General features: G+C 64.4%; 10 protein-coding genes. 7 read left to right on the top strand and 3 right to left on the bottom strand.

Features of this window, described 5'->3' with window-relative positions; genetic code table 11:
- Positions 1–213: 213 nt before the first annotated feature.
- From ASE52_RS07620 to ASE52_RS07610, 3 genes are all read right to left on the bottom strand, one after another.
- Complete coding sequence (locus ASE52_RS07620; protein ID WP_010465781.1) at positions 214–972, bottom strand: 3-hydroxyacyl-CoA dehydrogenase; 759 nt, start codon at positions 970–972, stop codon at positions 214–216.
- Positions 973–1,098: 126 nt separating this feature from the next.
- Positions 1,099–2,151 (bottom strand): extracellular solute-binding protein, encoded by a 1,053-nt coding sequence (locus ASE52_RS07615; protein ID WP_057224906.1) that lies wholly within the window; start codon positions 2,149–2,151, stop codon positions 1,099–1,101.
- A 419-nt stretch (positions 2,152–2,570) separates the two neighbouring features.
- Complete coding sequence (locus tag ASE52_RS07610) at positions 2,571–3,119, bottom strand: phasin family protein (protein ID WP_010465778.1); 549 nt, start codon at positions 3,117–3,119, stop codon at positions 2,571–2,573.
- A 201-nt stretch (positions 3,120–3,320) separates the two neighbouring features.
- Between ASE52_RS07610 and ASE52_RS07605 the strand changes: the two genes are divergently transcribed.
- From ASE52_RS07605 to ASE52_RS07575, 7 genes are all read left to right on the top strand, one after another.
- The gene (locus ASE52_RS07605; protein ID WP_057224903.1) at positions 3,321–4,265 is read left to right on the top strand and encodes a histone deacetylase; all 945 of its coding nucleotides are present in this window, start codon (positions 3,321–3,323) and stop codon (positions 4,263–4,265) included.
- Positions 4,262–4,747, top strand: coding sequence for a thioesterase family protein (locus ASE52_RS07600; RefSeq protein ID WP_057224900.1), 486 nt, complete (start codon positions 4,262–4,264; stop codon positions 4,745–4,747). The genes ASE52_RS07605 and ASE52_RS07600 overlap by 4 nt, the downstream gene beginning before the upstream one ends.
- A gap of 199 nt (positions 4,748–4,946) precedes the next feature.
- Complete coding sequence (pncB, locus tag ASE52_RS07595) at positions 4,947–6,167, top strand: nicotinate phosphoribosyltransferase (protein WP_010465772.1); 1,221 nt, start codon at positions 4,947–4,949, stop codon at positions 6,165–6,167.
- A gap of 66 nt (positions 6,168–6,233) precedes the next feature.
- Positions 6,234–7,646: a sodium:proton antiporter gene (locus ASE52_RS07590; protein ID WP_057224896.1), complete on the top strand. Its 1,413-nt coding sequence runs from the start codon at positions 6,234–6,236 to the stop codon at positions 7,644–7,646.
- Positions 7,647–7,819: 173 nt separating this feature from the next.
- Positions 7,820–8,815, top strand: coding sequence for a D-glycerate dehydrogenase (locus ASE52_RS07585; protein WP_057224894.1), 996 nt, complete (start codon positions 7,820–7,822; stop codon positions 8,813–8,815).
- Between the two features lie 78 nt (positions 8,816–8,893).
- The gene (gene rmuC / locus ASE52_RS07580; RefSeq protein WP_057224892.1) at positions 8,894–10,735 is read left to right on the top strand and encodes a DNA recombination protein RmuC; all 1,842 of its coding nucleotides are present in this window, start codon (positions 8,894–8,896) and stop codon (positions 10,733–10,735) included.
- The gene (locus ASE52_RS07575) at positions 10,732–11,928 is read left to right on the top strand and encodes an MFS transporter (protein ID WP_057224889.1); all 1,197 of its coding nucleotides are present in this window, start codon (positions 10,732–10,734) and stop codon (positions 11,926–11,928) included. The genes rmuC and ASE52_RS07575 overlap by 4 nt, the downstream gene beginning before the upstream one ends.
- Positions 11,929–11,940 lie beyond the last annotated feature (12 nt).

The following is an 11,940-nucleotide window of genomic DNA, read 5'->3' as shown; positions in this document are numbered from 1 at the left end:
GTTAGAATACCGGCCTGTCACGCCGGGGGTCGCGGGTTCGAGTCCCGTCCACTCCGCCAGTCATCCACCGCTGCAGTCGAAAGGCTGCAGCGGTTTTTTTTCGCTTGTCTTCTATGCCGGCTTGCGTTCCTGAAATTCCGACAGAATATGCATAAAAATAGCTACCAGCGCTTTTCTATCAAGCGCTGGTAGCTATCAATAGAGTAGCAATTGTTAACGGGGAGCCAGGCGGATGGCGCCATCGAGGCGGATCACCTCGCCGTTGAGCATGTCGTTCTCGAAGATGTGTTGCACCAGCTTGGCGTAGTCCTGCGGTGTGCCCAGGCGGCTGGGAAAGGGCACGCCCGCCGCCAGTGCGTCCTGCACTTCCTGGGGCATGCCAAACAGCATGGGCGTGCCGAAGATGCCCGGGGCAATCGTCATGTTGCGGATGCCGTTGCGGGCCAGGTCGCGGGCGATGGGCAAGGTCATGCCGACCACGCCGCCCTTGGATGCAGAGTACGCCGCTTGGCCAATCTGGCCGTCATAGGCGGCCACACTGGCGGTGGAGATCAGCGCGCCGCGCTCGCCCGTGGCCTCGGGCTCGTTTTTGCTCATGGCTTCGGCGGCCAGGCGAATCATGTTGAAGCTGCCGATCAGGTTGACCGTGACGGTCTTGCTGAACAGGGCTAAGGCGTGGGCCCCATTCTTGCCCACGGTTTTCTCGGCGGGCGCGATGCCTGCGCAGTTGACCAGACCCATGAGCTTGCCCAGCGAAACCGCCTTCGCTACCACGGCCTGACCGTCGGTCTCGTTGCTCACGTCGCACTTCACGAAAGCGCCACCGATGTCCTTGGCCACGGCTTCGCCTTTGTCGGCCTGCATGTCGGCGATGACCACCGTGCCACCCTGGGCTGCCAGCATGCGTGCCGTGCCTTCGCCCAGGCCCGATGCGCCGCCGGTGACGATGAATACCTTGCCCTTGATTTCCATGTTTTGTCTCCAGTAAGTGACGTTAACGTAAACGTCAATTATGAACCATGCACAGTGAAGGGCAAAAAAAAAACCCGGCGAAAGCCGGGCTGCTGGGGCGCCAAAACGCCCGGGAGCCTGCACTGCTTACTGGAAGCCCACCCGGTCCAGCATCTGCTGAACCTTGGTCGTATTGGCGCCCACCGCGCTGATCGGGATGGTTTCGCTCTTGAATGGCTTGCCGCCGGTCATGGCCTTGAGGGCTGGGTTGTCCAGCGCGACGCCCTTGGCAGCGGGCCACTCATTGTTGCCGTTGGCAAAGTAGTTCTGGGCTTCCGGGCTGGCCAGGTATTCCAGGAACTTGACCGCATTGGCCTGGTTCTTGGAGTGCTTGGCCACAGCGCCGCCCGCGATGTTCAGGTGTGTGCCCCAGGACTCCTGGTTGGGGAACACCACGCCCACCTTGTTGACCACGGCCACATCTTCGGGCTTGGTGGAACGCATCATGCGCGCCAGGTAGTAGCTGTTGGTCACGGCGATATCGCATTCGCCAGCGGCCACGGCCTTGATCTGGTCGGTGTCGCCACCCTTGGGGGGGCGTGCCAGGTTGGCGACCATGCCCTTGAGCCAGGCTTCGGCCTTCTGTTCGCCCATGTGCTCAGTCACAGCACCGAACAGGCTCAGGTTGTAGGGGTGCGAGCCAGAGCGAATGCACAGCTTGCCCTTGTTCTTCGGGTCGCCGAGTTCCTCGTAGGTATCGACATCCGCCTTGTCCATCTTGATCTTGTTGTAGACCACCACGCGGGCTCGTGTGGACAGGCCAAACCACGAGATGCTGCCATCTGCCGCCGGATTGCTGCGCAGGTTGGCGGGGATGGCGTCGTTGAGCACCTTGGACTGGATGGGCTGGAACAGGCCATCGACTTCGCCCTTGTACAGGCGGGCGGCGTCCACCAGCAGGATCACGTCCGCAGGCGAGGCAGCGCCTTCGGCTTTCAGGCGCGCGAGGATGCCCGCGTCGTCGGCATCCACGCGATTGATCTTGATGCCAGTGGCCTTGGTGAAGCCTGTGTACAGCGCTTCGTCGGTGGAGTAGTGGCGGGCCGAGTAGAGGTTGACCACTTGTTCCTGGGCATGGACAGCGCCTGCGGCGGCGGCCAGGGCACAAGCGCTCAGCAAGGCTTTCACAGTCTTCGACATGGATGCATCTTTCGGGGTTGTAACTCCGGCGATGATAAAGCAAACACGAATTATTCTTAATAAAGGCTAGGGTGAGTGCGGGGATTGGTGCGAAAGCCTGATGCAGCGCAAACGCGAGGCGCGCTGCTGGGTTCGCGGAGCGGGGGGGCGCGAACGGACCATCACCTCGGGTGCGTTGTGTGGCCCGCTCATGTGTTTGAAACCCGTGGCAGCCAGTTCCAGCGACATGCATCCAACACGGACGCAAAAAAAAGCCCGGTCATGAACCGGGCTTTAAAAGGATCCCTGAAACGGGGGTTTCGAGAGGATCCAAGGAGACAACTGATGCACTGTGGAAGAGGTCCGCAGCGCGTGGTTGAATTATCAGGGTATTCCCTGAACGCGGCCTAGAGTTTGCACTCCAGACCGCAGGTGCTGATTTAGCGCTTGCGGGGAGCCGCAGTCTTGGCGGCGTTGGCAGCGGTGCTGGCCACGGCGTTGAAGTTGGCTTCGGCCACGTCAGACGCTTGCTTGACGGCCTTTTGCACCGACTCAAATGCGTTGTTGGCGGCAGAGACGGCGCTCTTCATCACAGCCACAGCCGTTTCGGAACCGGCAGGGGCGTTCTTTGCGGCGCTGTCCACCAGGTTGGTGAAGGCTTTTTGCGCGTCGGTGGTTTGGCTTTCGAAGGCCTTGCCGAATTCGGCGCCCGTGCCCGAAGCGATGTCATACAGGTGACGGCTGTAGGCAGCGGTCTTTTCAGCCAGAGGCTGGAACAGGCCAGCTTGCAGGGCCAGCAGTTCTTGTGCGTCCTTCACGCCTAGGACGGCCTGGGTGTGGTTGGCGGCTTCAGACAGGGCAGCGCGCGAAGCGGTCACGTTCAGTTCCACCAGCTTTTCCACGCCTTCGAAGGCCTTGGTGGTCAGACCAAACAGGGTTTCGATGTTGGCTTTGTGCGAGGCCAGGATTTGTTCAGCGGTCAGCGTCATGTCATATCTCCTAAAAATGAGGGCCCTAGAGGCCAGGGTGGTTCACAGACATCTGCGCTGGCCCTGACTCGGTAAAGTCATGTTGCAGTGCAGCATGGGTTGAATTTTAGGGGCTTCGTTCACTATTGCAAGGGTTTTTTGTTGCGGTGCAGCAAATTAGGGACGACCACCCAGAAATCCGCCGTTCGCCACAATCTCGTCATGCACGCCTACTACGCAGACCATTTTGTGCTGCCCCTGCCCGAGGGCCATCGGTTTCCGATGGCCAAGTACCGACTGCTGCGCGACCGGATCGCGCAGCACCTGCCTGGTGTGTCGCTCCAGGTGGCCTTGCCCGCATCCGACCGCGAATTGGCGCTGGCCCATGCGCCCGACTATATCGACGCCATTGCCGACGGCACGCTGCCGCCCCTGGCCCAGCGCGAGATCGGTTTTCCCTGGAGCGAGGCCATGGCCGAGCGCGCGCGGCGCTCCGTAGGGGCCACGGTGGCCGCGAGCCGCGTGGCCTTGCGCGAAGGGGTTGCGGGCAACCTCGCTGGGGGCACCCACCATGCCTATGCCGACAAGGGCAGCGGTTTTTGTGTGTTCAACGATGTGGCAGTGGCCGCCCGGTTGATGCAGGTGGAATGGGCGCGCGGCGGGGGCGATGGACGCGCAGCCCGGCCGCTCCAGGTGGCGGTGATCGACCTGGACGTGCACCAGGGCAACGGCACGGCGCACATCTTCAGGGGAGACCACAGCGTGTTCACGCTGTCACTGCATGGGGCACGCAATTTCCCGTTCCGCAAGGAGCCCAGCGACCTGGATGTCGAGCTGCCCGACGGCTGCTCCGACCCTGACTACCTGCAGGCCCTGGAGCACGCGCTTGAGACCCTGGAGCAGAGGTTTGCGCCCCAGCTCGTCTTCTATCTGGCCGGCGCCGATCCGCACGAAGGCGATCGCCTGGGGCGGCTGGCCGTGACGCACGATGGCCTGGAGGCGCGCGACCGGCGTGTGTTCGACTGGGCCTGGCAGCGGCGCATTCCCCTGGTTTTTGCCATGGCCGGGGGTTATGGCCGGAACCTGGACGACACGGTGTTGGCCCAGCTCAACACCTGGCGCGTGGCCTGGCAATACCACCAGCGCTGGCAGAATGTGCGGCCATGACTTCTGCCGCCAGCACCACCCCTGCCGCTCCGTTCGCACCGGCCGCCCGCCCGTCCCCGCAGCCGCGCAGCGCTTACCAGGCTTTTCGCCCCATCACCACACGCTGGGCCGACAACGACGTGTACGGCCATGTGAACAACGTCGTGTACTACAGCTGGTTTGACACGGCGGTGAATGCCCACCTGATCGACCAGGGCGTGCTCGATATCCACGCGGGCGAGACCATTGGCCTGGTCATTGAAACCCAGTGCAACTACTTCGCACCGCTGGCCTTCCCGCAGACGATCGAGGCCGGCATCCGCGTGGCACGGCTGGGCGGCTCCAGCGTCAGGTATGAGGTGGGCCTGTTTGCCCAGGGCGAGCCGCTGACCGCTGCGGCCGGCCATTTCATCCATGTGTACGTGGACCGTGAAACCCGCAGGCCCGTGCCGGTACCGGAGCCACTGCGCAAGGTGCTGCAGGACCTGGTGGTGGCGGGCTGAACGCCTGCGCGGTGCCTGCAATCATTTTGATAGCTGAAAGCGCATGCTGGAAAAGCGCTAGAGGCTATTTTTTATTGGATCTTTGCAGTATCTGGCGCGTGCGCGCGTGGCCAGCGTGCTGGTCCACGATGGCCTACACTTTGCGGCTTTGCTGCCCGGCCTGCGGCTCCACTGGTTCCTTCTTGCGCCCGCCCTGTCCATGATCATCACCAGCCTGCTCGACACCGACCTGTACAAGTTCACCATGATGCAGGTCGTGCTGCACCAGTTTCCGGGTGCGCAGGTCGAATACAAGTTCAAGTGCCGCAACCCTGGCGTGCAGCTGGCACCATTTGCCAACGAGATCCGCGACGAGATCCGGTCGCTGTGTTGCCTGCAGTTCCAGGATGCCGAGCTGGCCTACCTGCGCTCGCTGCGCTTCATCAAGAGTGACTTCGTGGATTTTCTCGGGCTGTTCAAGCTCAACGAGAAATACATCACCGTCACGCCCCAGCACAACGGCGAGATCGAGATTTCCATTCGGGGCCCCTGGCTGCACACCATCCTGTTCGAGATCCCGGTGCTGGCCATCATCAACGAGGTCTACTTTCGCAATACGCAGAAAGTGCCCGATTTCCTGGAAGGCCGCAGGCGCCTGGATGCCAAGATCGCGCTGCTGCAGGGCGAAGGCCTGTCCGACCTAAAAATCGCCGACTACGGCACGCGCCGGCGCTTTTCCCGCGCCTGGCACGAGGAAGTGCTGCGCGTGCTGGTGGCCCGCCTGGGCACGGGCGACCGCCGCCCCGGTGCACCTGCGGGCCCCGGCCAGTTCGCGGGCACCAGCAACGTGCTGTATGCGATGAAGCTGGGTGTGACGCCGCTGGGGACCATGGCGCATGAGTATTTGCAGGCCTGCCAGGCGCTCGGGCCGCGCCTGCGCGACAGCCAGGTGTTCGGCTTCGAGATGTGGGCCAAGGAATACCGCGGTGACCTGGGCATTGCGCTGTCGGACGTCTACGGCATGAGCGCCTTCCTGCGCGACTTCGACCTGTATTTTTGCAAGCTGTTCGACGGCGCGCGCCACGACAGCGGCGACCCGTTTGCCTGGGGCGAGCGCCTGCTCGACCACTACCGCAAGAACCGTGTGGACCCGCTGACCAAGACGCTGATCTTCAGCGACGCGCTCACCATTCCGCGCACGATCGAGCTGTACCAGCAGTTCCGTGGGCGCTGCCAGCTGGCGTTCGGCATTGGCACCAATCTCACCAACGATCTCGGCAGCCCGCCTGCCCACGAGCCGCTGCAGGTCGTCATCAAGATGACGCGCTGCAACGACCAGCCCGTGGCCAAGCTTTCCGACACGCCGGGCAAGGGCATGTGTGATGACGAGAAATACCTGGCCTATCTGCGCCAGGTGTTCGACATTCCCTCTCCCGCGTGATGGGGGCGTGCCCGGGGGCCACCCTGCTGCGCCCTTTTTTTTGACCATGAGATGGAGACAAGAATCTTGAAATTCTCGCGCGGGCTGGCGTTGGCCGGCCTTCTGGCCACGCTGCCGGGGCTGGCCATGGCGGCTGACATTGATGGCAGCACGCTGTCGGTGCTCTGGGGTGTGCCGTTTGCGGGCATCCTGCTGTCGATTGCGCTCATGCCGCTCATGGCACCGATCTTCTGGCACCACCATTTCGGCAAGGTCGCGGCGGCCTGGGGCCTGGTATTTCTGGTGCCGTTTGCCATCACCTTCGGGGCCGGTGTGGCGGGCGCGAGCCTGGTGCATGCGCTGGTGGCCGAGTACATCCCGTTCGTCATTTTGCTCACCGCGCTGTTCACGGTGGCGGGCGGCATCTTCATCCGGGGCAATCTGCATGGCAGCCCCGGGCTGAACACCGCAATCCTGGCCATTGGCGCGGTGCTGGCCAGCTTGATGGGCACCACGGGGGCATCGATGCTGCTGATCCGCCCGCTGATCCGCGCCAACGACAACCGCCGGCACACGGCGCATGTGGTCGTGTTCTTCATCTTCATCGTGTCCAATGCCGGGGGCTCGCTCACGCCGCTGGGCGATCCGCCCCTGTTCCTGGGGTTCTTGAAGGGCGTGGACTTTTTCTGGACGGTGGGCCACATCTTCCCCGAGACCCTGTTCCTCGTGGGCACACTGCTGGCCATCTTCTTCGCGCTGGACTCCTGGTACTACCACCGCCGCGAAGAGGTGCTCAAGGCCGACCCGACACCCGACACGCCGGCCATCGGCTTTGACGGCAAGGTCAACTTTGCCCTGCTGGGCGCCGTGGTGGCGCTGGTGCTGGTCAGCGGCTTCTGGAAGTCGCCCGTGGTGTTCAACATGGCGGGCACCGAGGTGGGCCTGCCCGGCATCGTGCGCGATGCGGGGCTGGTCATCGTGACCTTTCTGTCGCTGTGGCTCACGCCCGGCAAGGTGCATGAAGACAACCAGTTCGGCTGGGGGCCAATGCAGGAGGTGGCCAAGCTGTTTGCGGGCATCTTCCTCACCATCATTCCGGTCATCGCCATGCTCAAGGCGGGCGCCAACGGCCCGTTCGGCGCCATCATCGCGGCGGTGACGCGGCCCGACGGGTCGCCCGACCCGGCCATGTATTTCTGGGCCACGGGCATCCTCAGCTCGTTCCTCGACAACGCTCCGACCTACCTCGTGTTCTTCAACACCGCCGGAGGCGATGCGGCCACGCTCATGACCACGCTGGCCCCTACGCTCGCCGCCATTTCGGCGGGCGCGGTGTTCATGGGCGCCAACACCTACATCGGCAATGCCCCCAACATGATGGTCAAGGCCATCGCCGAAGACCGGGGCGTGAAGATGCCGAGCTTCTTCGGCTACATGCTGTGGTCGGGCGGCATCCTGGTGCCGTTGTTCGTGGTGATGACTTTCCTTTGGTTTAGGTAATGCACGTCCCCCTGAGCGGTTGTGCCGCTTCCCACTTCTCTCGCAGCGCTGCGCGCTGCGGGAAGGGGGACGCCGCCCTCGCTGCAGGGCGGCCTTTGCTCGGCGGCCACTGGCTTTTGGCCACGCCAGTTTCACAGGGCGACGTACCTCGCGAATGCATTGGAGATTGAAATATGAGCAAACCCCGCATCCTGATCGCGCGTGCGATCTTCCCCGACATCGTGGATCGCCTGCGCCAGCACTTTGACGTGCAAGACAACCCTGAGGACGTGATCTGGAGCCCTGCCGAGCTGGCCGAGCGCCTGGCCGACAAGGACGGCGCCTTCACGACCGGCAGCCAGCGCATCGACGCCACGCTGCTGGCCGCCGCGCCACGCCTGAAGATCGTGGCCAACATGGCCGTGGGCTACAACAACTTCGACGTGGATGCCATGACGGCTGCCGGCGTGCAGGGCACCAACACACCCGACGTGCTGACCGAGACCACGGCCGACTTCGGCTTTGCGCTGCTCATGGCCACGGCGCGCCGCATGACGGAGTCCGAGCACTACCTTCGCGCCGGGAAGTGGACCAAGTGGAGCTACGACATGTTCGCGGGCTCGGACATCCACGGCAGCACACTGGGCATCATCGGCATGGGGCGCATCGGGCAGGGCATTGCCCGGCGCGGAGCATTCGGTTTTGGCATGAAGGTGGTCTATCACAACCGATCGCGCCTGTCGCCCGCGCTGGAAGCCGAATGCAAGGCTACGTACGTGGGCAAGGAAGAGCTGCTGCGCACGGCAGACCATGTGGTGCTGGTGGTGCCCTACACCGCAGCCTCGCACCACACCATCGGCGCGGCCGAACTGGCGCAGATGAAGCCCACGGCCACGCTCGTCAACATTGCGCGGGGCGGGATTGTGGATGACGCTGCATTGGCGGTGGCGCTGCGCGAAGGGCGCATCGCGGCGGCGGGCCTGGACGTGTTTGAGGGCGAGCCCCGCGTGCACCCCGACCTGCTCACCGTGCCCAACGTGGTGCTTACGCCCCACATCGCCAGCGCGACGGTGCCCACGCGCCGTGCCATGGCCAACCTGGCGGCCGACAACCTGATTGCCTTCTTCGACGGGCGCGGGCCGCTTACACCGGTGAACCAACCCGTTTCGACGACCACAGCGCCGCGCTGAACTTGATATTTGCATAAAAATGGCCGCTGGCGCTTATCTGTATTGCGCTGTGTGCTATCAAAATAATAGTAATAGCCCTTGACTACCGACACCCTCGTTTTGCTGGCCGTGTTGGCCCTGGTTCTGGTTCTTTTGGTGCTGCTGCTGGTGCGCCGCCCCCGGGTGGACCTGCCCCCCGAATGGCTGGCGCGCCTGCAGACGCTGGAGCGGACGGCGCAGGCTACCCAGCTGGCCGTGGCCAAGAACGACGGTGCCCTGGATGCGATGGCCCAGCAGCTCAGCGGCTTCACCCAGACTACACAGCACACGCTGGAGACCCTGCGCCATGCCGTGGATGAGCGCCTCGCCCAGGCCGTGACCGAGTCCCGCAATGGCCGCGCCGAGCTTCTGGCCGCGTTCGGGGTGTTTGAAGGCAGGCTGGAGCAGCGCCAGACCGCGCTCGATGCCTCGCTGGCCCAGCGCTTCGATGCCCTGCAGCAGGCGGTGGCCGGGCGGCTCGAGGAAAGCAGCAAGGCTTTGCTGGCCCACCTGGCCCAGGGGCAAAACGATGCGGCCACGGCGCGCAAGGAACTGTCGGACACCCTCGCGGGTTTTCGCACCGAACTCACCACCACCACGGCCGCGCTCGCGGCCGAAAGCGTCAAGTCGCGCGAGGCCATGGCCGAGAGCACGGCGCTGTTTGAAAAGCGCATCCAGGAGCGGTTCGAGGCGCTCACGCAGGCCACGCGCACCACGCTCGACTCGCTCAAGGGCGACCTCCAGAGCCAGCTGGGCACCATGTCCGGCGCGCTCAAGTACCAGCTCGAAGCCAACGGCAACCAGATTCGCCACCAGTTCTCGGTGTTGCAGGATGCCGTCTCGCAGCAGCTCACGGGCATGCAGCAAGGCAGCCAGACCAATGCCGAGCAACTGCGCAACGCGCTCAACGAACGCCTGGCCGCCATCCAGGCCGACAACTCCACCAAGCTCGAAGAAATGCGCCGCACGGTGGACGAGAAACTCCACGCCACGCTGGAGCAGCGCCTGGGCGAATCCTTCAAGCTGGTGAGCGACCGGCTTGAGCAGGTGCACAAAGGCCTGGGCGAAATGCAGACGCTGGCCGGCAGCGTGGGCGACTTGAAGCGCGTGATGACCAACGTGAAGTCGCGAGGCACCTGGGGCGAAATGCAGCTGGGCGCCATCATCGACAACGTGCTCACGCCTGACCAGTTCGCGCGCAACGTCAAGACCGTGCCGGGCAGCGATGAGCTGGTGGAATTTGCGATCCGCCTGCCGGGCAAGAGCGACGAGCACCCGGTCTGGCTGCCCATCGACTCCAAGTACCCCGTGGAGCAGTACCAGCGGCTCATGGACGCGCAGGACGCGGCGGATAAAACGTTGATTGCGTCGGCGGGCAACGCCTTCGAGACCTCGATCAAGCTTGAGGCGAAGAAGATTTTTGCCAAATACGTCTCGCCCCCGCACACCACGGATTTCGCTGTGCTCTATCTGCCCACCGAAGGCCTGTTCGCCGAGGTGATTCGCCGTCCCGGCCTGGTCGAGGCCATCCAGAACGACTGCCGCGTGATGATCACCGGCCCGGCCAACCTGGCGGCCATGCTCAACAGCCTGCAGATGGGTTTCAAGACGCTGGCCATCGAAAAGCGCTCGTCCGAGGTCTGGAGCCTGCTGGGCATGGTCAAGACCGAGTTCGCCAAGTTTGGCGATGTGGTGGAGGCCACCAAAAAATCCATCGACGCTGCCGCCAAGCGTTTTGACGAGGTGGGTGTGCGCACCCGTGCCATCCAAAAGCGCCTGCGCGATGTGCAGGACCTGCCTGCGCCACCCGGTGCCGCTGGCCTGCCCAGTGCCGGCCTGCCGCTTCCCGGCGGCGGCGCGGCAGTGCTGCCCGGACTGGACCCTGAGGACGATCCGCTGTGAACGGGGCCCTGGCCCGCCTGATCGCAGGGCAGATCTGCGTGCACGGCAGCATGGCAGGCATGCGGCTGGCCGCGCCCCTGCTGGCCCTGCGCGAGGGCTACAGCGCCGCCGCCGTGGGCTTGCTGGTGGCGCTGTTCGCGCTCACCCAGGTGTTCCTGGCCCTGCCTGCGGGCCGGTATGCAGACCGCCGTGGCCTCAAGCGCCCGGTGGGCTATTCGGTGGCCGTGGCATGTGTGGGCGCTGGGCTGGCGGTGGTGTTCCCGACCTTTCCCGTGCTGTGCATTTCAGCCCTGCTGACCGGTGGCGCCGCGGGGGCTGCCACCATCGCGGTGCAACGCCACGCGGGCCGTGCCGTGCATGACGCCACCGAACTCAAGCAGGTGTTCAGCTGGCTGTCCATCGGCCCGGCGGTGTCCAACTTCATCGGCCCTTTTGCGGCGGGGCTGGCCATCGACCACGCCGGCAGCACCCCAGGCAGCCTTGAAGGCTACCGCGCGGCCTTTGCGCTGCTGGCGCTGCTGCCCTTGCTCAGCTGGTTCTGCGTGCGGGGTACGCAGGAGCTGCCTGCGGTGGTCGCCGCTTCGGCCAATGGGGGCCCGCCGCAGCGCGCCTGGGATCTGCTGAACGACCCGCCGTTTCGCCGTCTGCTGATCGTGAACTGGCTGATCTCGTCGTGCTGGGATGTGCACGCTTTTGCCGTGCCGCTGCTGGGGCACGAGCGTGGGTTGTCGGCGGCGGTCATTGGCACCATCTTCGGGGCGTTTGCGATTGCGGCCACCGTGATCCGCGTGCTGATGCCCTTTGTGGCCAAGCGCTTGCGTGAGCGGGGCGTGATGGCTGGCGCGATGCTGGTGACGGCCGTGTTGTTTGCGGTGTACCCGCTGTTGCAAAGCGCCTTTGCCATGGGGCTGTGCTCCGTGCTGCTGGGCCTGGTGCTGGGCACGGGGCAGCCCATGGTGATGAGCCTGCTGCACCAGATCACACCCTCGCACCGGCAGGGCGAGGCCCTGGGCCTGCGCCTCATGGCCATCAACGCATCCAGCGTGCTGATGCCCCTGATGTTCGGATCGGCCGGGGCGGTGATTGGCGTGAGCGGCCTGTTCTGGGTGGTGGGCGCCGCAGGGCTGGGCGGTGCCCGGCTGGCGTGGTGCATCGGCGGCGAGAAAAAGCCGCACGGGGAGGGGCCTGTATAGGGCCCACCGGTC

Origin of the sequence: Acidovorax sp. Root275 (genome assembly GCF_001428965.1) — a bacterium.
GTDB lineage: Bacteria > Pseudomonadota > Gammaproteobacteria > Burkholderiales > Burkholderiaceae_C > Acidovorax > Acidovorax radicis.
This window is presented reverse-complemented; position numbering and strand designations above follow the sequence as displayed.

Coding starts and splice junctions, on each gene's coding strand:
- ASE52_RS07615 (WP_057224906.1), bottom strand. CDS start 2,151: ATGTCGAAGACTGTGAAAGCCTTGCTGAGCGCTTGTGCCCTGGCCGCC.
- ASE52_RS07585 (WP_057224894.1), top strand. CDS start 7,820: ATGAGCAAACCCCGCATCCTGATCGCGCGTGCGATCTTCCCCGACATC.
- ASE52_RS07605 (WP_057224903.1), top strand. CDS start 3,321: ATGCACGCCTACTACGCAGACCATTTTGTGCTGCCCCTGCCCGAGGGC.
- ASE52_RS07610 (WP_010465778.1), bottom strand. CDS start 3,119: ATGACGCTGACCGCTGAACAAATCCTGGCCTCGCACAAAGCCAACATC.
- ASE52_RS07620 (WP_010465781.1), bottom strand. CDS start 972: ATGGAAATCAAGGGCAAGGTATTCATCGTCACCGGCGGCGCATCGGGC.
- ASE52_RS07600 (WP_057224900.1), top strand. CDS start 4,262: ATGACTTCTGCCGCCAGCACCACCCCTGCCGCTCCGTTCGCACCGGCC.
- pncB (WP_010465772.1), top strand. CDS start 4,947: ATGATCATCACCAGCCTGCTCGACACCGACCTGTACAAGTTCACCATG.